Source organism: Streptomyces sp. Ag109_G2-15, from assembly GCF_900215565.1.
GTDB lineage: Bacteria > Actinomycetota > Actinomycetes > Streptomycetales > Streptomycetaceae > Streptomyces > Streptomyces diastatochromogenes.
This window is the reverse complement of record NZ_OCNI01000001.1, coordinates 3277083-3300152: the sequence shown is the minus strand read 5'-3', so window position 1 is coordinate 3300152 and position 23070 is coordinate 3277083. Positions and strand designations below refer to the sequence as shown.

Here is a 23070-nt window from a genome sequence, read left to right as displayed (position 1 = left end):
ACGTAGGCGTGGTGAAGGTGGAGTGATGGTCAAGGAAAGGCCGGCAAACAACCGCGAGAGCGGGTCCGAGGGTGCGGGAGTCGGGGGGCCGGGCCCTGAGGGCCCCAAGAGCAAGGAGACCGAACCGCGCGGGAAGGGCGCGCCCGCACCCATCGCGGTGCAGCCGCGCCGGGCGCGGTACATGGTGACGCCACTGCCGCAGAGCATGCTCCCGCCCGGGGTGGACGAACTCGGTATGGACGCGGTGTGCGACCGGCTCGACCGGTTGCCCGAGGTCACGGTGGTCCGCAGGCTCCGGCCGTCGGAGAAGCTGCAGGGCGCCGGTCTGTACCCCTCCTGTCCGGAGATCGCGGTCGTCGAGGCGGCGGAGGCCCAGGTTCCGGCGATGCGGTCGCTGCACGTGCACATCGAGCCGGATCTGCCGCTGTCCGCGGCCGTACCCGCCGCCGCGCCGACCGCGGGGATGCCGCCGCTGCTCGATCCGGGACTGGTCGCGCCGCTGGAGCAGCCCCTGGAGATCTCCTTGCGCGTCTGCGGCCCGGACGACGAACCACTGGCCGGTGCGGGCGTGTTCCTGATCGGCGCGACCTGGCCGAGCCAGGGCATCACCGGGGCCGACGGAACGGTCACCCTCACCCTGGCGACGGAGACCGCGGAGTCCGTCCAGGCCCTGTACGTCCGCCCCGCAGGCGGCTACGCGGACCGCTGGATCCACCGCCCCGACCTGTCGGCGAGCCAGGAGAATCTCGTCACCCTCACCCCGCTGGCCAAGATGTATCCGGAGCTGGAGAAGCGTCAGCAATACGGCTGGGGCCAGCAGGCGATGGGGCTGGACCGGTTGCCGCCCACGTTCCGCGCCTTCGGTGTCAGGATCGGCCTCATCGGCTCCGGCGTCAGCGCCGAGCACCCCGATCTGGCGCAACGGGTGGACTCGGGCGCCGATCTCGTGCGCGGCACGGACAAGGGCTGGACCCACGACGCGATGGGCACCGGAACCCACGCGGCGGGCATCATCGCCGGAGCGGACACCGGCCGGGGCATCATCGGCATCGCCGTCGACGCCGAGATCGAGGTCTGTCAGGTCATGCCGGACGGGCACTTCAGCGACCTGATCGCCGCCCTGGACCACTGCATCGAGCGCGAGGTCGACATCGCGCACATCGCGGTCGCGACCCCGTACCCCTCGGCGCTGGTCTCCCGAAAACTCGCCGACGCCAGCGCGGCAGGCGTCGCCTGCGTCGCCCCGGCGGGCGACACCGGCGGACCGGTCGCCTTCCCGGGTTCGCTGCCCACCGTGTTCACGGTCGGCGCACTCGGGGCCTACGGTTCGTACGCCCAGGAGACCTCCCAGGCCACCCACTGCGGACCGCAGTTGACTCCGGAGGGACTGTTCGCCGCCCCCTTCAGCTGCTACGGATCCGGAGTCGACGCGGCCGCCCCCGGAGTGGCGGTCCTGTCCTGCGCCGCACAGGGCGGATACACGGCCCTCGACGGCACCGGCACGGCATCGGCGCATGTCGTCGGCCTCGCCGCCCTCGTCCTGGCCCACCACGAGGACTTCCACGGCCAGTTGCTGCCCCGCGGACCCGGCCGGGTACAGCACCTGTTCGACATCATCGGCACCAGCTGCCGCCAACTGACTGCTTCGGGGACCATGGAAGCGGCCCGCGTCGGCCGCGGCCTGCCCGACGCCCTGGTCGCCCTCGGCCTGGCACCCGGAGTACAGCTCGCTCCGGCCTTGTCGCCCTACGCCCCGTCCATGGCCGGTTAGCCGACGCTCGGCCGGCGGGAAAGGGCGGTTGGGGGGCGTCGCCGCGGTGCGTTGAGGCTGGGTGGCTTCCACCTGCCCTCGGCCCACCGCAGCCGACGCCGCTCACCGCCCGCCCGCTGCATCCCTGTACAACTCGTCCGCCTCCGCCCCCAGCACCACGCTGTAGGAGATGTCGGCGGTGGCACCACCGTGCTCGTGCCCGCCCAGCACCCCGACGACCTGCTTGGCCCCGTTCACCCAGGGACTGCCACTGGTCCCTCCGGTGAACTCGGGACAGTTGATCCGCTGCTGGGTACGGCTGTGCAGGGCCGGCTTGTTGGTGCAGGTGATGGGCACCTCACCCTCGTCCGGATACCCGGTGACGGTCACGGCGGTGGCCCCGGTGGCGGTCCCGGTGACGAACCGGTTCCCGCCCACCACGTCCTCGACCCGCTCCCCACCCAGCTCGTCGACGTAGGCGAAGGCGATGTCACTGTCCTCGTTCTGCCCCTTGGCCCACCCGTCGGGCAGGAACCGCTTCCCCACCTTCCACACCCCGAAGGGCGCGTGCCCGTCCCGGTACCCCGGCGCGAACACCAGATCCCCGTCATCGCCATCCACGCAATGCGCGGCCGTGACAATGAGATCCCGCTGCCGGCTGTGCACGACCGAGGCGGTGCAGAAGTGCCCGCCGACCAGCTTGCCGACCCGGTCCGCGCCGAACAGCGCGCCGACCCGCACGCTCTGCCGCGTCGCGACCGTGGCGGCGGTGACCCCGAAGGGCCCCGGCCCGTCGGAGGCGGAGGCCACGGACGCCGACGTCAGGCCGAGCGTCACCACACCGCACAGCAAGGCGGGACGCGAAGTGAGCCAGATGCGTGAGATGCGCTTCATCAGGCGTCACTCTCTCCCATGAAGGTGAGAAACCCGTCCCGACTTCACTGAGATTTTCCTGTGAACCGTCCCTATGGCCGTGGGGCGCCGGGCTCCACCGTACTGTGGAGCCTTCACTCCCGCCTCCTCACTCGTCACGCCCAGTCATCGCCCCAGCAGTCCGCCCGCTCGTACGAGGTGCAGGCCGCGTCCCGCTTCGGCATGGTCACGACCGACCGCCAGAAGTGGCACGCCTTGGTGTAGGCGATCTCGAAACTGCTGCTCATGGAGGCCGAGTATTCGAAGGTGGCCTTGGTGTCCCAGCCGGCGTGGGCCTCGCCGACCACCGTGTACTTGGTGCTGTCGCTGACGTGGAACTTCCACCAGTCGCAGGTGAGGTGGATCCGTACAGGCGGAGAGGGCAGGATTCGAACCTGCGTGGGCCCCGTGGGGCCCGACCTTGAGGCGTGCTCGCTGGTCCCCGATCAACCACTCCGGGCACCTCTCCTTGCTCCCGGCCTCCGGTTTCCCGTGCCGTTCACATGAACAAGAGTGCAGGCAGGGGCTGACGGCCCGCTGACGGACCGCTGACCCCCACCGTGCATCCGGAGCAGGGGCCTAGTCGACGTCCACCGGACCGTCGTCCGACTTCTTCTCCTTGCTCGCGGGCAGCTGGATCAGGCCGTTGACCTTGCTCTCCTCGGGGCGGCGGCCGTCGGAGTCCTGCCCGTTCAGGTTCTGCCGGACCGAGTCGAGGATGGTCAGGCCCTGGGACACCAGGCCGGCGGCGATCTCGCCGAGGCCGTCCGCGCCGTTGAGGACGTTGACGTTGGCGCCGGCGAGGCCCCCGGCGGCCTCCTTCACGATCTGCGGGAGCTGGTCGATCAGCATCCGGTCGAGCGCGACCCGGTCGTACGAGGCCGCCGCCTCCGCCTGGATCTTCATCCGCTGTGCCTCGGCGGCGGCGAGGATCCTGACCCGCTCGGCCTCGGCCTCGGCGGGCTTCACGACCTCGGCCACCAACTGCTGCTGGCGCAGCTTGGCCTGGCGCTGGGCCAGCTCCGTCTGGGCGGCGAGCACCTCCTGCTGGGCGTGCGCCTGCGCCAGCGGTCCGGCCTGCGCGGCCTGCGCCTGGGCGCGGTCCACCTCGGCCGAGTACTCGGCCTTGACGATGGCGGTCTGCCGGGCGTACTCGGCCTGGTTGCGGGCCGCCACCTGCTCCGCCTCGACCGAGGCCTGGGTGGCCTGTGCCTGGGCGATCTGGGCCTGCCGCTGGATGGCCGCCTTGTGCGGCGCGGACATCGCGTCGATGTAGCCGGTGTCGCCGTCGTCGATCGACTGGATCTGCAGCGAGTCGACGATCAGGCCGATCTTCGCCATCTCCAGCTTCGAGGTGTCCAGGACCTCCGCGGCGAGCTTCTGCCGCTCGGTGACGATCTCCTCGACGGTCATCGAGCCGATGATCGCCCGCAGGTGACCGGCGAAGATCCGGCCGGTCAGGACCGACATCTGCTCCTGGTCGGAGAGGAACCGCTGGCCCGCGTTGATGATGCTCTCGTGGTCGTTGCCGACCTTGAAGGCGATGACCGCGCGGACGTGCAGCGAGATGCCCTGCCTGGTCACACAGGTCTCGGTGACCTCGGACTCGCACATCGACAGGGTGAGGAAGCGGACCTTGCGGAAGACCGGCAGCACGAACTTGCCGTGCCCCGTCACCACCCGGAACGGCGCGCCCCCCAGTCCCCGCCGGCCTCCCGAGATCAACATCGCCTCGTCGGGTGCGGGAACGCGGTATCCGAACATGCCTGTACTCCTCAGCCGGCGTCGGCGGGGTCGCCGCCGAGCGCATCCAACGGATCCACCCACTCGATGACACCGACTTCGCGGCATCCACGGGATTCGATCACGAGGACCGTCGCGCCCGTCGGCAGGGGCTGCTCCGACCACGCGAGGAAGGTCTCGGAACCTCCTCTGACCCGCACCAGGACCTCACCGGGGCCCGCGGATCCACGCGTTCCGATGAGCACTTTCCCCGTGCAGCCGATCACGGCCTCGTCCTGCGGCATCACCGGCCGTCCTCCTCGTCCTGGCCCCAGTATTCCGACGATAGACCCAGTCGGGGCGGGGACCCAACGGGCAGGAGGACCTGGCCCCACCGCCGGGACGGACGGGCTCCGAGGCGCCGCGACGGACGGGCTCCGACGGGCCGCGACAGACGGGCTCTGAGGGGCCACGACGGACGGGCTCTGAGGGGCCGCGACGGACGTACCCTGACGCACCCTCTCCGCCCTACCCCACCCATTCCGCCCTACCCCACCTTCTCCGCCCTACCCCACCTTCTCCGCCCCAGCCGGCCGCGCCGCCGAAGCGAGCCCCCACTCGACCCCGGTCAGCTCCTCCGACAGCGTCCACAACCTCCGCGCCGCCTCCGGATCGCTGGCCGCCGCGCTGCGGCCCACCAGCGTCGGCGCGCCCCGCATCTCGCCCAGCCCGTCGGGACCGACGTACGCCGCGCCCGGCAGGTCCTGGCTCGCCGCGTAGAGGGTCGGGAGGGCGCCGGACCTGTCGTCCTGGGCGAGGAACTTGTTGCCGAACACCATGCCGATCCGCGCGAGGGGGTTCGCGGCATGGCTCTGCAGGTTGGTCGCCGCATAGCCGGGGTGCGCCGCCAGGGCGCGTACGGACGAGCCCGCCTCGGTCAGGCGGCGCTGGAGTTCCAGGGTGAACAGGAGGTTGGCCAGCTTGGACTGGGCGTAGGCGCGGGTCGGGGAGTAGCGCCCCCTGAGGTTCACGTCGTCGAAGTGGATGATCCCGTCGCCCCCGCGGTGGAGTCCGGACGACACCGTCACCACCCGGTCCCTGACGTACGGCAGCAACAGGTTGGTCAGCGCGAAGTGCCCGAGGTGGTTCGTGCCGAACTGCATCTCGAAGCCGTCCCTGGTGCGCTGCTCCGGCAGCATCATCACGCCCGCGTTGTTGATCAGCAGGTCCAGCGGGCGGTCCCAGGAGTCGGCGAACTCCCGCACCGAGGCCAGGTCCGCCAGGTCGAGCCGCCGCACCTCCGTACTGCCGCTCACCCTCGCCGCGGCGGCACCGCCGCGCTCGAGGTCCCGTACGGCGAACACCACGTGCGCGCCCGCGCGGGCCAGCGCGTCGGCGGCGGCGAATCCGATGCCGCTGTTGGCGCCGGTGACGACGGCGGTGCGGCCGGAGAGGTCGGGGAGGTGGGTCGCGTTCCATGTGCGCGCCTTGGGCGCGTCGGTCTTCTCAGCCATGTCCGCCAATGTAGGCGCCGCCAACAATGCTGTCAATGACAACAAAGGTGACGCCGCCAACAATGGTGACATCGACAACAATGCTGCCGCCGACTACATGCGGTTACGATGGTCCGCATGCCCGAGAGCCGCCCCTACCACCACGGAGACCTGCGCGCCGCCCTGCTCAAGAGCGCCGAGCGCACCCTGAGGGAGAAGGGGGTCGGCGCGCTGTCACTGCGCGAGCTGGCCCGTGACATCGGGGTGAGCCATGCCGCCCCGGGCCGGCACTTCAAGGACAAGCAGGCCCTGCTCGACGCCCTCGCGCTGGACGGGTACGAGCGCCTGAACCAGGCCGTGGGCACCGCCGCCGCGCACCCCGGCCTCACCTTCGAGCAGCAGATGACGGCGCTCGCCCGGGCCTATCTCGGGTTCGCGATCGAGAACCCGGAACTCCTGGAGCTGATGTTCGCGCGCAAGCACGACCCCGACAGCTCCGCACAGCTCGCGGCCGCCGTCGACCAGTCGCTCGGCTCCTTCGCCCGGATGATGGCGGACGCCCAGGAGCGGGGCGAGATCGTCCAGGGCGATCCCGAGCGCCTCACGCTAGTCGCGGCCGCGAGTCTGCACGGACTCGCCGCCCTCATCGCCAGCTGCGCCCTGGAGGCGGACGAGGCCCTGGCCGGCCTGGACGAACACGTCCATCTGCTGCTGCACGGCCTCAAGCCCCGGTGAGCCACGGAGCATCTGCGCACCACTGAGCGTCTGTGTACTCCCTGTGCGCCCGGTCAAGAGCGGGCCAGCACACAGCCAGCACAGAGTTATTGATCAGTAAGCCCCCAACCCCCTTCGGTATGGCGGAAGTCAGGATTCCGAAACCCGTCTTGTTTGTCGCGTACTCAACAAGCGATCGTCGTGGCGGGCCGCCGCCCCCACCGGCCACCACACCGGTGGTCCCCCCACCCGCAGGCCTCTGTCACCCACTCACAGGAGGCTGTACGTTGCGTACGCCCACCCCCACCACCCCCCACATACGCGGCAGATGGCGCCGTATCGGCTCCGCCGCCGCGGCCACCGCCGCGCTGGTGTTCGCCGGACTCGGCACCGCCGCCCACGCGAACGCGGCCACCCCCACGGCCACGAAGCACGTGAGCGCGAAGACCATCGCCGCGCAGGTCGCCAAGGCCCATGTGCGGTACACCAACGCGTGTGACGCGACCCCGAAGAAGGGCTACGCATCCTGTCACGCGCTGCGCGTCACCGGCGGCACCACCGCCTTCCAGGAGGAGCAGGCCGCCAAGAAGGGCATCGCGCCCAAGACCGTCTCCCCGAAGGCGTCCTCCGACTCCCCGACCGGGTACGGCCCGAGCGACCTCCAGTCCGCCTACGGCCTGACCGACGCCGCCTCCGCCAACGGCTCCGGCGAGACCATCGCGATCGTCGACGCGTACGACGACCCGAACGCCGAGGCGGACCTGGCCACCTACCGCTCGTACTACGGCCTGTCGGACTGCACCACCGACAACGGCTGCTTCAAGAAGGTCAGCCAGACCGGTTCGACGACCTCCCTCCCCACCGCCGACAGCGGCTGGGCCGGTGAGATCTCGCTCGACCTCGACATGGCCTCCGCCGTCTGCCCGAACTGCAACATCCTGCTGGTCGAGGCCAAGTCGTCGAGCATGACCAACCTGGGCACGGCCGTGAACGAGGCCGTCAAGCTCGGCGCCAAGTTCGTGTCGAACAGCTACGGCGGCTCGGAGTCCTCCTCCGACACCTCGTACGACTCCTCGTACTTCAACCACCCGGGCGTCGCCATCACCGTCAGCGCGGGCGACGAGGCGTACGGCGCCGAGTACCCGGCCGGCTCGAAGTACGTCACCGCCGTCGGCGGCACCGCCCTGAAGACCTCCTCCAACAGCCGCGGCTGGACGGAGACGGTCTGGAAGACCTCCAGCACCGAGGGCACCGGCTCCGGCTGCTCCGCCTACGACGCCAAGCCCAGCTGGCAGACCGACACCGGCTGCACCAAGCGCATGATCGCCGACGTCTCCGCGGTCGCCGACCCGGCCACCGGCGTCTCCGTCTACGACACCTACGGCTCCGACGGCACCGGCTGGAACACCTACGGCGGCACCAGCGCCTCCTCCCCGATCATCGCGGCCGTCTACGCCCTGGCCGGCACCCCGGGCTCCAGCGACTACCCGTCCTCCTACCCGTACGCCGCGGCCGGCACCTCCGCCCTCAACGACGTCACCAGCGGCAACAACGGCACCTGCTCCACCAGCTACTTCTGCACCGCCAAGTCGGGCTACGACGGCCCGACCGGCTGGGGCACCCCTCAGGGCACGGACGCCTTCACCGGCTGACGCGCATGTGAACCGCCCCGTCGGGTCACGGGGAGCCGCCATCTGAGGGGGACGTGGGGTCCCTTCGGCGGCAAGGAAAGGAAGACGGGCCACGGCATCCGGCCGCGGCCCGTTTTCCCTGTCCGCCTTTCCTTCCTGAGCAACCGCCCAGAAACACCTGTGAGTTGAGTCAAGCGCGCGGCATCGTTCGGTAACCCGGAGGCCAGGATTCCGACGATTACTTGTTGTCGCGTACTCAACAAGTCATCGTCTTCGTCGTACCGCCGCACGCACCCGCAATGCACCGCCCTGTTCCCACCCCCCACCCGGAACATCAGGAGGCTGCACCATGCGTACGACTCCCCCCGCCAGACCGGCCGCACCCGGCCGCTGGCGCCGTATCGGCTCCGCTGCCGCGGCCACCGCCGCGCTGCTCCTCGCCGGATTCGGCACCGCAACCCACGCGGACGCTGCGGCACCCTCGTCCTCCAAGGTCACCTGGACGAGTGCCTGTTCCACCCCCGCCAAGGGGCAGATGGCCTGCAAGGCGCTGCGCGTCACCGGCGGCCTCACCGCCTTCCAGCAGGCGAAGGCCAAGGCCGACGGCGTCACCCCGAAGGCCGCCGACGCCGCGACCCCGTCCGGCTACGGCCCCTCCGATCTCCAGTCGGCCTACGGCCTCACCTCCGCCGCCGCCTCCAAGGGCTCCGGCGAGACCATCGCGATCGTCGACGCCTACGACGACCCGAACGCCGAGGCCGACCTGGCGAAGTACCGCTCGTACTACGGCCTGAGCGCCTGCACCACGGCCAACGGCTGCTTCAAGAAGGTCAGCCAGACGGGCTCCACCACCTCGCTCCCCTCGGCCAACACCGGCTGGGCCGAGGAGATCTCCCTCGACCTCGACATGGCCTCCGCCATCTGCCCGAACTGCAACATCCTGCTGGTCGAGGCCAAGTCCGCGACGATGGCCAACCTGGGCACCGCCGTCAACGAGGCCGTCACCCTGGGCGCGAAGTACGTGTCCAACAGCTACGGCGGCTCGGAGTCCTCCTCCGACACCTCGTACGACTCCTCGTACTTCAACCACCCCGGTGTCGCCATCACCGTCAGCGCGGGCGACAGCGGCTACGGCGCCGAGTACCCGGCCGCCTCCAAGTACGTGACCGCCGTCGGCGGCACCGCCCTCTCCAAGGCCACCTCCACCACCCGCGGCTGGGCGGAGACGGTCTGGAAGACCTCCAGCACCGAGGGCACCGGCTCCGGCTGCTCCGCCTACGACGCCAAGCCGACCTGGCAGACCGACACCGGCTGCACCAAGCGCACCATCTCGGACGTGGCGGCCGTGGCCGACCCCGCCACCGGCGTCTCGGTCTACGACTCCTACGGCGTCACCGCCGGCTGGTACACCTTCGGCGGCACCAGCGCCAGCTCGCCCATCATCGCCGGCGTCTACGCCCTCGCCGGCACCCCGAGCAGCAGCTCCTACCCGGCCAAGTTCCCGTACACCGCGGCCGGCACCTCCGCCCTGAACGACGTCACCAGCGGCAACAACGGCACCTGCTCCACCACCTACCTGTGCACCGCCCAGTCCGGCTACGACGGCCCGACCGGCTGGGGCACCCCGGAGGGAGTCTCGGCCTTCGCGGGCTGATCGCAAGCGGCACGTGAGACGGGCCCCGGCTGCGGCTGGGGCTCGTCTCTGGTGTACGGGGCCTACTCGTCCGCGAAGATCTCGTCGGCGGAGGGTGCGGTGACAGCTCGCCGGAGCCAGCGGCGCAGGATCTCGGGGTCGTCGCAGCCGGTGATGCGTTCGCGGGCTTCTTCCGGGACGTCGATGCCGCGCTCCTCCAGGACGGCCAGGACGTCCTCGGCGGCACGCTGCGCCCGGATCTCTTCGGCGAGGGGGGACTTGTAGAAAGAGAGGTCCACGGCCACCAGTTTCCTCCACAGTTCCGAGGCCGGGAGCTTGCCCAGACCTTGTGCGATGAGTTCGATGATCGGGTTGGCGATGCTGTGCGGTTCGTCCCGCAGAACCGTCGTCACTGCTTTGAGTATGGCCCCGACGTCCGGATTCTTGGCGTGCGTGATCGCGGACAGCGTGGCGAGGGCAAGGTCCTTGCGAACCTCGGCCGGGTCGGTGATCACCGGCATGTTGTGCGGTCCCGCGACCAGCGGCCGCAGGATGAGCACGGGCCACTGGCGGGGGCCGAAGCTGACCGGTTGCTCGGCCCATTCCGCCGTGGCGCGGTCCTGGCAGACGACCAGCAGCATCGGCTGCAGCCGGTATTTCGTGAGCAGGAACGAGGCGTAGTACGCCCAGCTCGCGGGCTTTTCCGGGTCCTTCTTGCCCTGGGATTCGATGGCGAGGAGTAACGGCTCGTCGTCCTCCGTCTCCAGCCGCAGGAGGGTGTCCACGCGGCGCTCGACCGGGCTGGTCTCGGTGAGGTCGTTGGGCAGGACGGTGACCGAGGTGGGCGGGGAGAAGTCGACGCCCAGCACCTCGGAGACCCGGGAGAAGAGCTCCGGGTGGTCCTGGAAGATGCGGTGCATCGCCTCATGGGACGAGCTGACCATGGTGTGGTTGCGGGCCTTTCGTCGGTGTGCCGGCGCAGCTCTAGCGGGTGCCGGACGGTTGGTGACGGCGCGGGGGCGCGGTACGGGGGTGGGAGAGGCAGCGACTGGATGTGCACGCCGAACCCGACACCCTCACCGCAAGCGCAGAGCGCCTTCCTGGCAGTCGGCCCACAGCAGCTTCCCGCCCTTCGACGCGCCCAGTTCCCGCAGTACGGAGGCTCCCCAGGAGTCGGCGCAGGCCCGTACGAGGTGCAGGCCGCGGCCGGTTTCGGTGTCGGGCGGGGGTACGGCGACGGGGGCGGCGTCGGCGGCGAACGCGGGCGGGACTCTCGGGTCGGTGTCCCAGACGGCGATGCGCAGCCGGCCCGGTTCGCTCCCGAGGAGGCGGAGGGCGTAGGGGCCGGTGGTGTGCAGGTGCGTGTTGGTGAGGAGTTCGGCAGCCAGGAGTTCGGCCGTGGGGACCACCTCGGTGAGGTCGTGCGCGGCCAGTACGGCACGGAGGGTCGCGCGGGCGATCCCCGGTGCGCGTGGATCGTGCGGGAGTTGGAGGGTGTAGGACCAGGGCGGGGATACGGTGGACATCGGAAGTCTCCGATCAACATGGGGAGTTGGGAACGTGCATTCGGTTGCCCAGTGACCGTCGCCGCTCCGTCGAGCGGGGCACTTCTGGGCGGGGGCCCAGTTGTAAGGTAGCGGTGCACAGTGAAGGCCTTCACTAAAATGCAGGGATCTTCTTCACTACCACCCATGTGAGTCACGGCAAGGAGGCGGCAAGCCCGTGAGGAACCCAACGGGTCGCCAACTGCGCTTCGGCGCCGAACTGCGGAAACTGCGCGAGCATGCGGGCTTGAGTTCCACCGAGGCCGGTCAACTCCTCGGCATCAAGCAAGCACAGGTCAGCAACATGGAGGCCGGCCGCGTAGGCGTGAGCCCCGAGCGGGTACGCGCGATCGCCTGCCGCTACGACTGCTCCGACCAGCCCCTCGTCGAGGCGCTCAGCGACATGACCTCGGAGCGCACACGCGGTTGGTGGGAGCAGTACCGCGAACTCCTGTCCAGCTCACTCGTCGACCTGGCCGAACTGGAACACCACGCCCTGTCGTTGCGTGACTCCACCACAGCCCGTATCCCAGGTCTGCTCCAGACGCGCGAGTACGCACTCGAGATCTTCCGTCAGGCGGTCACCGAACTGTCGCCACCCGACATCGAGCACCGCCTGTCGTTCCGCATCAAACGACAGGCGATCCTCTTCCGCGAGGACAGTCCGACCCCGTACGAGGGGATCATCCACGAGGCCACCCTGCGCATGAAGGTCGGCGGCTCCACGGTCGCCCGAGCGCAGTTGCAGCACCTGCTCGACATGAGCGACCGAGACCACATCACCCTGCGCGCCATCCCCTTCGACGCCGGCGCCTACCCGGGATCCGGGCAATCGATCCACTACGCCCACGGCCCGGTACCGCAGCTGGACACCGTCTACCTCGACCAGGCCCACGGCCTCGCGTTCCTCGACGCCGAGGCGCAGTTGCACAAGTACCGCACACTGTTCGAACGGGTCGCGGCTGTTGCACTTCCGCCGGAGAAGACCCGAGACCTCATCCACAACGTGATGCGAGAGCTGTGAAGGGAACGCCTGTGAACCCGCGCTGGCAGAAGTCGTCGTACTGCTCCGAGGGCGCCTCCTGCATCCACATATCCGCCACCTCCGGAACAGTCCACCTCACCGAGTCCTCCGACCCCACCGCAACGATCCTCACCACCACCCCCGCCGCCTTCGGCGCCTTCATAGCGGTACTCAAGAGAGAACCGCACCGCACGACCCCCATAGAAGCGACCCCGATAGAAGTCGCCTTCGGCGAAGAGGGCGTCGTCCACCTCCGCGGCACCAGCACCCCAAACACCATCGTCACCACCGACCGCCGCAAGTGGAACGCCTTCGTCCTGGGCATCCGGGCCGGCGAGTTCGACCACTTCGTGTAGGACCTGGCCTTCCAAGCGTGGACGTGAGCGCCGTCGGCCGGGGGCGCAATTGCGCCTCGCAGGCACACCGAGTTGCTCTGTCGGCTTGCGGGGCGTGGGGCTGGGTGCCCGCCCGGCTCACCGGTTGCTCCAGTCCGGCTGGCGGCCGGCCGCTGTCGTAACGCCGTCGGGCTCAGTTGCGCCGGGTGCGATAATGAGGATGTCCCGGATATCTGTGAGCCACTGGCGCAGGGAAACGCCTGTCGGCAAGGGCCCGTGGAGGCCGAGTGTGGTGGCTGCCTCGCGCAGTTCGTCCTCTGACTGGTTCAGAGCCAGGCACTCGCCGATTTCGGCTGCGGCTTTCTCGATGTCCTCGGTCGGCTCACCGGAGAGGTAGTCGTCGACCGCCTCGGCGTGTGAGCAGTACTCCAGCTTGAGGCTGTCCTGGTAGAAGTACGCGCCGAGGAAATGGCCCATCGCCGGGAGCCGTTCCCGCCACTCCCACCGGCTCTTGGGGCGAAGCGAAGGCCGGGGCGGTGGCGGGGCCGCCAGGAAACGCTCAAGATGCTGCTGGATGACCCGCAGGCAGTCCTCAACGCCGACGCCTCGGGGCGGATGGATGTGAGGTAGCAGTTCAACGTCGTCGGCGATCTCATCGCTGAACAGGCCGACCATGAGAAGGTCCTGGATCTCCCGCAGGGCTGCCGCCGCGCGCTCCGGAGCAAAGGCAGCCATTCGGAGGTACGCGCTCAGTGCCGATCCCGGTGCCTCCAGCGTGTCATCGAAGGCATAACCAGGCTTCTCGTACGCCCGCAGGAGCTGACGCAACTCCTGGAATCGGTCATCCACCGGTGTCATCGTTGCTGTCGGACCTGTCTGGTTCTAGGGTTGATGGACACCCTTCGGACATTTGATCGACCGCTCGCCAGGTCGGGTGGGGGCTGCCTGGAACCGAACGTGGCTGCCTCGTGGACCAGCCGAGTGAAGACCTCAGATACGGGGATTGCGCTCGTAGGAAGGGTGCTCGTCGGGGAAGTCGTCCGGGAAGACGTCGCTGACCAGGTCTCCGCGGAGGACGTGTAGGAGGTAGGACTCGACGGGGCCCTCGAAGAGGTCGTAGTCGTTGCCGCGGCCTTCCACGACGAGGACGGCCCACTTTCTGGGGTCGGGGTGCGGGATGAGGAAGCAGGCGTCCGCATTGTCCGTTCCGCCCCAGCGGACCAACTGGGCGGTGTTAACGCCGCGTTGGGCCAGGAGGTCGCGGATGTGCGGACGGATTTCGAAGAACTTCTCCCCGACTTCTTTCGTCCGGGACACGAGATCGACATTCTCGTTGTCGGCACCCGCCCGGTATACGCGCAGGAAGTCGTCGAACTTTGCGCCGCCGAACACGTCCAGGAAGCGCATGAAGGCGGAGGGGAAGGTGACTCCCAGTGCAGCCTCGGTCCGTTCCCAGTCGTTGACGACCATGCCCGCCTCGCCGGTCGCCGGGAGTGCCGCCAGGAGTTCCAGATCCGTCATGAGCTGCCTACTTGTTGATGATGGTTTGGTCGATGTCGAGGCCACCGCCTTTGGCGGTCACGTGAACGCCGGAGGGGATCAGGTCTGTGGGGTTCCTGTAGACGGGCGTCGCCGAGTACTGCACGTCGTGACCGGCGTCGACCACCTTATAGATCTCCTGCTCCAGGTCCTTCATAACCTCGTTGTTTGCCTTGTCGTACATGATCACGATGTTTTCCGGGGCGGCCCCGTCACCGCCCAAGGACTTCGCGAGCAGGTGTCCTCGGGTGTGGTTGGCCGTTTCCCCGGCCCAATCCGGTGGCTTGACACGCCTGCTGGCCTTGGTACCCGTGTTGAGCATCGACTTGGTGATCGTCGTCTCGACGCCCTGGGCCCGGTCGAGGGCGTCGAGCGGCTTGCAGTACGGCGGTGGCTGGCGGACCGCTCCGTAGCCACCTCCTCGACCCGTGCGGAGTGCCACACCCAGGTCATCCGTGCTGGCAGCCAGGCCACCGGGCAGCGCCACCTGCGGCGCCATTCCTGGTATCCGTACTCCACCCAGAAGTTCCGTCCAGCCACCGGCATTGCCTGCGGCTCGGACCGCTGCACCCCCTCCGCCGAGCAGTCCCCCGGTAAGAGCCCCGTACAGCCCCGCCTCATGTGCCTCGTCGAGGTCGAGCCCGCCCTTCTGCTCCCCCAGGGCAATGGAGACGGGCTGGGTGACGGCGAGGTCGACGGTGACGGACTCGATGCCGGCGAAGGCGGCAGTGGACAGGGTGGTGCCGGCGATGGCGGCGATCTCGGTGGTGACCGTCACGCCCAGGGTGCCGGCGAGTTCGGTGACCGTCGCCGCGGCCGCCACGGCGGCACCCTCGGAGATGCCCGCGGTGAAGATGGCCAGGGCGGTGCCCGCGACGAGGGTATCGGCGATCTTGATGTCGAGTATCTCGCCGCTGTCACCCATGACTTGGCGTCTTCCCCCTCCGTTGACTGCACGGATGTACGCCCCTAGTTGCCGGTCGTAACTTCACGACTGCGAGTTACGCAATGGCGGAGTAAAGGTCCACTGGGCGGGTGTGAGTTCTCTCACCGGCCATCCCGCCACGGTTCCCCCAGTCCCCGCATGTCACCGCCACGCGCGTGGCCCGCAACCGGATGTCACCTCGCGCTCCGGCACCGTATGAGCCTCACAGTCGGTCGAACATGCTCGCGTATGGATATCGCGGGAGCAACGCCTGTCCCGGCAAGGTGGCTGGATCTATGCGAGGGATTTCCGCATGAGTGTGCCTAGTGCACCGGCGGCCCCGGTCCAGCCGGGCGGGCCGCGCGGCGGCCGGACCATGAGCGGTACCTTGGTCACGCTTGCCATAGAGGCGGCCAGGATTCACCCGTGCGAGGGGCATGACAGCCAACCGCGGCCGACAGCTGCCTACCCGACCAGCCGTCAGAAACCCTGCCTGGCCGTAAAGGGGGTCAACGACGGAACCACACGACAGGTTCCGCTCAGGCCTCGTTGCCCGGCGTGACCTGCCGTGATACACAGAGTGACCGTACGAGGTATTCGTACGAAACCCGCCAGTCAATGACGTCAAGTCGACATACGACCGCGACGTTGTCGGCGAGAATGAGACCTGACCTCTGCACACGGCAGGGGCAACGCGGAACTACCCACCAGGGGCGGTGACTTACATGCTCTTTGCGGCCGACAAGGGAGACATCAACACCATCATCGGCGGGATCGCTCCGGACTGGGGCCCCTTCGGCAGCCTGGGCAACGAGGCCAAGGTGATGATCGAGGTGGTGATGGCCGTGGCCATCCTGCTCTGCCTCGGCATCGCGGTCTGGGGTGCGGCCAAACAGCGGATCGGTGCGACGGCCCTGCGTGACACGTTCAGCGCGGAACAGGGCAAGGGCCTGATCATCGCCGGTCTCACCGGGGTCTTCATCATCGGCTCCCTCGGCACACTGTTCACGATCGTGTACGGCATGGCGGTCTGACGCCCCTTCTGCTCCGGGCGCGCCCGGTCGTCCCCCTCCACCCCACCCATCCGTCGTGCCCACCGGCAGAGGTTGCGTTTCCCTGATGTCGAGTCACCACACCGCGCCCGCGCGGGAACCAGCACGGCTACCGTCGTATCTCTACGAGGTGGAGGGGGCATACGCGGCATGAGTCCCACAGACGAGCAGGGTTACCCCGAAACGGGCCAGACCCGAACCCGCCTGCCCGGCGGCGACCCCTACGGCGGCGCACCCCGCAGAACCGGCCGCTCCTCCTCCCGGGGCCTGATCACGGTGGTCGGCGTGGTCGTCCTCCTCATCGCAGCGATCGCCTTCGCGAACAGGGGAGACGGTTCGTCTGCCGACGGCTCGACCGGGAAGGGCGACCAGCCGCGAACTTCCTCCACGGCGGCGAGCGGGACCAAGCCGGTGGAGTCGAAGAGCGGGGGGATTCCTTCGGGGTTCGCGCACAGCGGGCAGGGGGCGGAGAGCGCTGCCGCTAACTATGCGGTGGCGTTGGGGTCGGCCGAGATGTTCAACACCGCCTGGCGGCACCAGATCGTCGACGCTGTCTACGCCCGGGATGTCGCAACCGCCAAGCAGTCGGCCATGGACAGCGCCTACTCCAACGAGAAGTTCCTCTCCAACATCGGCCTGGCCAAGGACGGCTCCGCTCCGAAGGGCCAGACGTTCGTCTCCCGAGTCATCCCCGTCGGCACCAAGGTCACCTCGTCGGGGACGGACGCCACCACGGTCGAGGTCTGGTACACCTCGCTGTTCGGCCTCTCCGGTGAAGCCTCGAAGAACCCGGTCACCGAGAGCTGGTACACCACGACGTACGAACTGAAGTGGGTCGACAACGACTGGAAGGTCACCGACTTCCAGCAGAAGGACGGCCCCGTCCCCGTGGGCCGCGATCAGACGGCTTCCACCGCCGACGACATGACGAAGGCCGTCGAGGAGTACGGAGGGTTCACGTATGCGCGCTAACCACCGCATCCTCAAGATCTCGGCGGTCCTCGGAGCCGTTCAGACGACGACGCTGCTGCTGGCCACCCACGCCGTAGCCGCGCCCAGTCCCACTCCGTCCCCCACGAAGAGCAACGACCCCTGTGACCTGATCCGGGGCGCCGCCAAACAGTTCTGCGAAAAAGACAACTCCGGCGGAGGCTCCGGCGGCGCCACCACCGACAACCCCCTCACCGACACCCTCGACCCCCTCGCCTCCCTGGCAAAGGGCTGTGCCGACGCCGCCTCCTGGACGATCGGGAAGCTCAGTGGTGCCGTGAAGGAGACCGCGAACGTCGACTTCACGAACACGAAGTTCCTGCAGCAATACGCCGTCGTGTTCGCGGCGTCCACGATCCTCACCCTCCTGCTGTGGCTGCTGGCCGTGGCCAAGCGGGCCGTGCGAGGCGTGCCCCTCACCACCGCGATCGGCGAAGCCGTCGGCTTCCTCTGGCTCACCGTCCTCGCCTCCGCGTTCACCCCGCTGATCCTCTACACGGTCGTATCAGCCACCGACGGCGTGACGGAGGTACTCGCGAAGGCGACCGGCGACCAGACGGACACCTTCTTCGGCACCTTCTCCGGCGCCCTCAACAAGGGCAACGACATCGGCGGCGGCCCGATCATGCTGATCGTCGTCTCCCTGGTCAGCATCCTCGCCGCCGGCGTCCTCTGGCTGGAGCTGGTCATCCGCGCCGCCCTCCTCTACGTGGGCGCCCTCCTCGGCACCGTCGTCTACGCGGGCCTGGTCGACAAGAACCTGTGGGGACACGTCAGGCGCTGGGCCGGGATCATGATCGCCGTCATCCTGGTCAAACCGGTGATCGTCATCGTGCTCGGCCTCGCCGGCGCCCTCTCCGGCGACAGCGGCCCCGACGCCTTCTCCGCCGTCGTCTCCGGCCTCGCCATCATCCTGCTCGCCATCTTCGCCAGCGCGATGATCTACCGCTTCGTCCCCGGCTTCGGCGACGAGATCGCGAACGGCCGCAACAACCGCATCATGCAGGGCGCCGAGGGCAAGGCCGCGGCCGTCATCAGCTCCCCCGCCACCCTCGTCGCCCAGGGCATCAAGACCCACAGCACCCGCGCCGACAACAACGGAGGGGGCGGAGGCGGCTCCAGCAGCGCCCGCCCCGCCAACCCCGCCTCCGGCGGCGTCGCCGCCCACAGCAGCCGTACCCCCCAGGGCGGCGGCGGAGCAGTCCCCTCCGCCGCGCCCGCGCCGCGCGCACCCAGCCCGGCCAACACCCCGCACGCCAGCAACACCCGCAACAGCAACCGCTCGGGAGGTGAAGGGCGTTGACGACCGAGTCCCACCTGTCCCATCCGGTCACGCCCCGCCGTACGTATCTCATCGGCCGCGCCCGGCCGAACGCGATCGTCGGCCGGAACCGTGAGTCCGGCGAGATCGCGCTGATCATCGCCGGCGCGTTCCTCGGCATGATGTGCGGCCTCCTCGTCCCGGTCCTGTCCATGCGGATCGTGCTGCTCACGGGCTTCCCGCTGCTCGCGCTCGCCGCGGTCTACGTGCCGTACAAGCGCCGCACGTTCTACAAGTGGTTCGAGATCAACCGCTCGTACAAGCGGACCGTCAAGCGCGGGGCCACGTACCGCTCCGGTGCGGTCGAGGCCGGTACGCGGCTCGACGGGCGCGAGGTCGAGATCGGACCGCCGCCGGGAATCGGGCGGATCAGCTGGCTCGCCGCCCCCTTCGGCCCCGACGAGATCGCCGTACTCCTGCACGCCGACCGCAGGACGGTCACGGCCGCCATCGAGATCGAGGGCCCCGGCGTCGGCCTGCGCGATTCCGAGGACCAGGAGGCCCTCGTCGACCGCTTCGGCACGCTGCTCAAGCACGTGGCCAACGGCGACGGGTTCGTCACCCGCATCCAGATGCTCGCCCGCACCCTCCCCGCCGACCCCGACGCCCATGCCAAGGACGTCGCCCTGCGCGGGGACGAGAAGGCGGCGGACTGGCTGGCCCGGTCGTACGACCAGCTCCAGTCCATGGTCTCCACCAGCAGCGAGCAGCACCGCGCCTACCTCGTCGCCTGCATGCACTACACCCGCGAACTGGCCGCCGAGGCCCAGGCCATGGCACGGGCCGCGCGGCCCCAGGCCGGGCGCAAGCTGGACCGGGACGCGGGCCTGGCCGTCGTCATGGCCCGTGAGCTGACCGACATCTGCTCGCGCCTCCAGGAGGCCGACATCCGGGTACGCCAGCCCCTCGGGCAGGGCAGGCTCGCCTCCCTCATCCACTCCATGTACGACCCGGACCACCCCATCGACCACATCCAGGCGATGACCCGGCGCAACGCCTGGCCGGCCGAGCTGGACGCCATGGAGCCCACCTACCTCCAGGCCAAGACCCGCGAGTCCAACACCCGCGCCCCCTGGTGCCACGCCACGGCCTGGGTGAAGGAGTGGCCGATGACCCCCGTCGGCGTCAACTTCCTCGCGCCGCTGCTCGTCCACACCCCCGACGTCATCCGAACGGTCGCCGTGACGATGGATCTCGAACCCACCGAGGTAGCCATCGAACGCATGCTGACCGAGAAGACCAACGACGAGGCCGAGGCCTCCCGCGCCGCCAAGATGAACCGCACGGTGGACCCGCGGGACATCGCCGCGCACAACCGCCTCGACCAGCGCGGCGAGGACCTGGCGAGCGGCGCGGCGGGCGTGAACCTCGTCGGCTACATCACCGTCTCCTCCCGCTCCCCGGAGGCCCTCAACCGCGACAAACGGACCATAAGGGCCTCCGCAGGAAAGTCGTACCTGAAGCTGGAGTGGTGCGACCGCGAGCACCACCGGGCCTTCGTGAACACACTTCCCTTCGCCACCGGCATTCGAAGGTAGGGGCTGATGCGCTGATGCGGGACCCGCTGTCCGTCCTCACCGACGCCTTCACGTCCTTCCTCTTCGGCAAGGTCGAGACGACCCGCCTGCCGGTCCGCACCTCCACGGGCCAGGCCCAGGCGGTCTACCTGCCGACCGCCGCGCCCGGCCTCGGCGACTCCGGCGTCATCATCGGCCGCGAGGTGTACTCCGGGAAGGGCTACATCTACGACCCCTTCCAGCTCTACGGCCAGCAACTCCCGGCCCCCCACTGGCTGGTCCTCGGCGAGTCCGGCAACGGCAAGTCGGCCCTGGAGAAGACGTACGTCCTACGGCAGCTGCGCTTCCGCGACCGCCAGGTGGTCGTCCTCGACGCACAGGGCGAGGACGGGGTCGGCGAATGGAACCTCATCGCCGAGGAGCTGGGAATAACTCCCATCCGTCTGGACCCGACGGCGGCCCTGGACCACGGCATCCGCCTGAACCCCCTGGACCCGGCGATCACGACGACGGGCCAGCTGGCGCTCCTGCGCACCATCATCGAGGTCGCGATGGGCCACGGCCTGGACGAACGCTCCGGCTTCGCCCTCAAAGTCGCCCACTCCTACGTCAACGAGTCCATCCTCGACCGCCAGCCGGTCCTCACCGACATCGTGGAACAGCTACGGCACCCCGAGCCGGAGTCGGCCGAGGCGATGAACGTCGCCATAGACGACGTACGGGCGTGGGGCCTGGACGTGGCCCTGGTCCTGGACCGCCTGGTCGACGGTGACCTGCGCGGCATGTTCGACGGCCCGACGACGGTCGGCATCGACCTGGACGCCCCTCTCATCGTCTTCGACCTGTCCCACATCGACCGCAACTCCATCGCCATGCCGATCCTGATGGCGATCGTCGGCGTGTGGCTGGAGCACACCTGGATCCGCCCCGACCGCAAGAAGCGCATCTTCCTCGTCGAAGAGGCCTGGCACATCATCAACAGCCCCTTCGTGGCCCAGCTGTTCCAGCGCCTGCTGAAGTTCGGCCGACGGCTGGGCCTGTCCTTCGTCGCGGTCGTCCACCACCTGTCCGACGTGGTGGACGGCGCGGCCGCGAAGGAAGCGGCGGCGATCCTCAAAATGGCCTCGACCAGGACCATCTACGCCCAGAAGGCGGACGAGGCGAGGGCCACGGGCCGGGTACTGGGCCTCCCGCGCTGGGCCGTGGAGATCATCCCCACCCTCACCCCCGGCATCGCCGTCTGGGACGTCAACGGCAACGTCCAGGTGGTCAAACACCTGGTCACAGAGACGGAACGCCCGCTGGTCTTCACCGACCGCGCGATGACCGAGTCCTCCAGCGACCTGGTGGCCGACGACGCCCTGCGCGCGGCCGAGCTGGAGGCCGAGCAGCGGGCGGCGGCCTTCGTGGAGCAGCACCTGGGCGACTCCGAATCGACGGTGGCGTAGGGCGGAGGGGCAGAGCGTGAGACCGGACGACCGCGACCGTCACGACAGCCGTGACAACCGCCGGGAAGGCCAGGGCGGCATCCCCGACGGCCTCCTGATCGGCATACTCGGCTTCCTCCTCGGCATGACCCTGCTGGTGTGGACGGCCACGGGTCTGGCGGCCCTCTTCTCCAAGGGCGCCTGGCCCAAGGGCGTCACCTTCACCCGCACCCCCCTGGCCATGCGCCACCTCATCGGCCGGCCCCACGACCTCGCCGGCGCCTGGCCGGACACCCCCACCACCCAACTCTCCGGCTGGGGCCTCTTCTGGGGCCTGCTCATCGGCCAACTGATGATCCTCTTCGTCCTGACCCTGTTCGTGATGGGGACAGTGGCACGGTGGCGAGCGGGAAAGGTACGGAGGGCGTTCGAGCGGGGGGCGACGAAGGGGCGGGCACAGTCGACGGCGTCGGCTCCAGCACCGGAAACGCACTACGAGGTCCCAGTACCCCGCACGGAACCGGAACCGGAACCGGAACCGGAACCCGAACCCGAGCCGGTGGAGCACCTCTCGACCGACGGCGAACGGGCGGGTGAGTGGGAAACACACCGCACCGAAGGCGCGGTGCGCTACGGAGCACCCGCAGCCCGCCACACAGCGGCAACCCAGGCCATCCAGGACGCACAAGGGCCCACCGTGGTCGTCACCTCGAACCCCGCCCTCTGGTCGGAAACCAAGGACGCCAGAGCCAAACTGGGCCCCACCCTCCTCTACGACCCCACCCACCGCTGCGACACCCCCGCCCGCCTCCACTGGTCCCCCACCACAGGCTGCGAAGACAAACAGACGGCCCTGCAGAGAGCCACCGCCCTCCTCAGCCCCGTCCAACCCACAGCCAAGATCGACCAAGCAGTGGCGGACACAGCGACAACGCTCCTGCGGAGCTACCTCCACGCCGCCGCCCTGGAGAACCGCACCATCCGCCACGTCCACCGCTGGTCCCAGGGCACCCAGATCCAGGACGCCGTACGCACCCTCCGTACCCACCCCAAGGCCGCCCCCGGCGCCGCAGGCGAACTCGAAGCCACCCTCACCGCACACCCCGAACGCCGCGACATGGCCCAGGAGTTGACCAGCCGGGCCCTCTCCGCGCTCTTCACGGTCAACATCCGCGAGGCCTGCACTCCAAACCGAACTGATGCGCTCGCCTTGGATTCCTTCGTCCACGAAGGGGGCACGCTTTATGTGGTCGGTGAATCCATCGAGGACCCCAGGACCAACCCAGGCGCGATGCCCCTCCTGACGGCCCTCGTCTCGAGCGTGGTCGAGCGCGGCCGGCGCATGGCCGAACGGTCATCCTCCGGTCGGCTCGACCCACCACTCACCCTGGTCCTGGACGACATCGCGGCCGTGGCGCCGCTCCCCCAGCTGCCGGACCTGCTGGCCACCGGAGCCGACCAGGGAATGCCCACCCTCGCCCTGCTCCGCTCCCGCGAACAGGCCAGATCCCGCTGGCCCCACCAGGAACTCCCCGCTTGAC

General features: G+C 69.2%; 22 protein-coding genes and 1 pseudogene. 12 read left to right on the top strand and 11 right to left on the bottom strand.

Annotation, left to right across the window (positions count from 1 at the left end):
• Window positions 1–25: 25 nt before the first annotated feature.
• Entirely contained in the window at window positions 26–1771 is a 1746-nt protein-coding gene (locus CRP49_RS14735) for a S8 family serine peptidase (protein WP_097253769.1), read from the top strand.
• Window positions 1772–1873: 102 nt separating this feature from the next.
• Here CRP49_RS14735 and CRP49_RS14730 read toward each other — a convergent pair whose 3' ends face one another.
• From CRP49_RS14730 to CRP49_RS14710, 6 genes and pseudogenes are all read right to left on the bottom strand, one after another.
• On the bottom strand, window positions 1874–2644 hold the full coding sequence (locus CRP49_RS14730; protein WP_097253768.1) for a trypsin-like peptidase domain-containing protein: 771 nt from the start codon (window positions 2642–2644) through the stop codon (window positions 1874–1876).
• Between the two features lie 134 nt (window positions 2645–2778).
• On the bottom strand, window positions 2779–2970 hold the full coding sequence (locus CRP49_RS14725) for a hypothetical protein (RefSeq protein WP_097253767.1): 192 nt from the start codon (window positions 2968–2970) through the stop codon (window positions 2779–2781).
• Between the two features lie 66 nt (window positions 2971–3036).
• A pseudogene (locus CRP49_RS46830) lies at window positions 3037–3131 on the bottom strand.
• Between the two features lie 110 nt (window positions 3132–3241).
• Window positions 3242–4426: a flotillin family protein gene (locus tag CRP49_RS14720; protein WP_097253766.1), complete on the bottom strand. Its 1185-nt coding sequence runs from the start codon at window positions 4424–4426 to the stop codon at window positions 3242–3244.
• 11 nt (window positions 4427–4437) lie between these two features.
• Window positions 4438–4689, bottom strand: coding sequence for a hypothetical protein (locus CRP49_RS14715; protein WP_097253765.1), 252 nt, complete (start codon window positions 4687–4689; stop codon window positions 4438–4440).
• Between the two features lie 261 nt (window positions 4690–4950).
• Complete coding sequence (locus CRP49_RS14710) at window positions 4951–5898, bottom strand: oxidoreductase (protein ID WP_097253764.1); 948 nt, start codon at window positions 5896–5898, stop codon at window positions 4951–4953.
• Window positions 5899–6006: 108 nt separating this feature from the next.
• Here CRP49_RS14710 and CRP49_RS14705 point away from each other — a divergent pair, with 108 nt between their 5' ends.
• The 3 genes from CRP49_RS14705 to CRP49_RS14695 all read left to right on the top strand — a co-directional run bounded on the left by CRP49_RS14705 (window position 6007) and on the right by CRP49_RS14695 (window position 9876).
• Window positions 6007–6612, top strand: coding sequence for a TetR/AcrR family transcriptional regulator (locus tag CRP49_RS14705; protein WP_097253763.1), 606 nt, complete (start codon window positions 6007–6009; stop codon window positions 6610–6612).
• A 266-nt stretch (window positions 6613–6878) separates the two neighbouring features.
• Window positions 6879–8243 (top strand): S53 family peptidase, encoded by a 1365-nt coding sequence (locus CRP49_RS14700; protein ID WP_097253762.1) that lies wholly within the window; start codon window positions 6879–6881, stop codon window positions 8241–8243.
• A 328-nt stretch (window positions 8244–8571) separates the two neighbouring features.
• Window positions 8572–9876, top strand: a complete 1305-nt coding sequence (locus tag CRP49_RS14695) for a S53 family peptidase (protein WP_097253761.1) — start codon at window positions 8572–8574, stop codon at window positions 9874–9876.
• Window positions 9877–9938: 62 nt separating this feature from the next.
• Here the strand turns inward: CRP49_RS14695 and CRP49_RS14690 are convergent, their stop codons facing one another.
• Window positions 9939–10799, bottom strand: coding sequence for a hypothetical protein (locus CRP49_RS14690; protein WP_179851619.1), 861 nt, complete (start codon window positions 10797–10799; stop codon window positions 9939–9941).
• Window positions 10800–10931: 132 nt separating this feature from the next.
• Window positions 10932–11381 carry an ATP-binding protein gene (locus CRP49_RS14685; RefSeq protein ID WP_097253759.1) on the bottom strand — a complete coding sequence of 150 codons (450 nt, stop codon included), beginning with the start codon at window positions 11379–11381 and terminating at the stop codon, window positions 10932–10934.
• Between the two features lie 196 nt (window positions 11382–11577).
• Here CRP49_RS14685 and CRP49_RS14680 point away from each other — a divergent pair, with 196 nt between their 5' ends.
• Together CRP49_RS14680 and CRP49_RS14675 are read left to right on the top strand one after the other, a co-directional pair.
• Complete coding sequence (locus tag CRP49_RS14680; protein WP_097253758.1) at window positions 11578–12423, top strand: helix-turn-helix transcriptional regulator; 846 nt, start codon at window positions 11578–11580, stop codon at window positions 12421–12423.
• A gap of 11 nt (window positions 12424–12434) precedes the next feature.
• Complete coding sequence (locus CRP49_RS14675) at window positions 12435–12779, top strand: DUF397 domain-containing protein (RefSeq protein WP_097253757.1); 345 nt, start codon at window positions 12435–12437, stop codon at window positions 12777–12779.
• Between the two features lie 117 nt (window positions 12780–12896).
• Here CRP49_RS14675 and CRP49_RS14670 read toward each other — a convergent pair whose 3' ends face one another.
• From CRP49_RS14670 to CRP49_RS14660, 3 genes are all read right to left on the bottom strand, one after another.
• Window positions 12897–13616, bottom strand: a complete 720-nt coding sequence (locus CRP49_RS14670) for a contact-dependent growth inhibition system immunity protein (protein WP_179851618.1) — start codon at window positions 13614–13616, stop codon at window positions 12897–12899.
• A 132-nt stretch (window positions 13617–13748) separates the two neighbouring features.
• Window positions 13749–14279: a hypothetical protein gene (locus tag CRP49_RS14665; RefSeq protein WP_097253756.1), complete on the bottom strand. Its 531-nt coding sequence runs from the start codon at window positions 14277–14279 to the stop codon at window positions 13749–13751.
• Between the two features lie 7 nt (window positions 14280–14286).
• Window positions 14287–15222, bottom strand: a complete 936-nt coding sequence (locus CRP49_RS14660) for a DNA/RNA non-specific endonuclease (RefSeq protein WP_097253755.1) — start codon at window positions 15220–15222, stop codon at window positions 14287–14289.
• Between the two features lie 725 nt (window positions 15223–15947).
• On the opposite strand from CRP49_RS14660, the gene CRP49_RS14655 reads away from it, so the two are divergent.
• From CRP49_RS14655 to CRP49_RS14630, 6 genes are all read left to right on the top strand, one after another.
• Window positions 15948–16256 carry a hypothetical protein gene (locus CRP49_RS14655; RefSeq protein WP_014673544.1) on the top strand — a complete coding sequence of 103 codons (309 nt, stop codon included), beginning with the start codon at window positions 15948–15950 and terminating at the stop codon, window positions 16254–16256.
• 168 nt (window positions 16257–16424) lie between these two features.
• Window positions 16425–17246: a hypothetical protein gene (locus tag CRP49_RS14650; protein ID WP_094216962.1), complete on the top strand. Its 822-nt coding sequence runs from the start codon at window positions 16425–16427 to the stop codon at window positions 17244–17246.
• Window positions 17236–18567 carry a hypothetical protein gene (locus CRP49_RS14645; RefSeq protein WP_097253754.1) on the top strand — a complete coding sequence of 444 codons (1332 nt, stop codon included), beginning with the start codon at window positions 17236–17238 and terminating at the stop codon, window positions 18565–18567. Before CRP49_RS14650 ends, CRP49_RS14645 begins: the two co-directional genes overlap by 11 nt.
• On the top strand, window positions 18564–20123 hold the full coding sequence (locus CRP49_RS14640) for an SCO6880 family protein (RefSeq protein WP_097253753.1): 1560 nt from the start codon (window positions 18564–18566) through the stop codon (window positions 20121–20123). Before CRP49_RS14645 ends, CRP49_RS14640 begins: the two co-directional genes overlap by 4 nt.
• Window positions 20124–20137: 14 nt before the next feature.
• Window positions 20138–21550 carry an ATP-binding protein gene (locus tag CRP49_RS14635; protein ID WP_094216959.1) on the top strand — a complete coding sequence of 471 codons (1413 nt, stop codon included), beginning with the start codon at window positions 20138–20140 and terminating at the stop codon, window positions 21548–21550.
• A 16-nt stretch (window positions 21551–21566) separates the two neighbouring features.
• Window positions 21567–23069, top strand: coding sequence for a type IV secretory system conjugative DNA transfer family protein (locus CRP49_RS14630; protein WP_097253752.1), 1503 nt, complete (start codon window positions 21567–21569; stop codon window positions 23067–23069).
• Window position 23070: the final 1 nt, after the last annotated feature.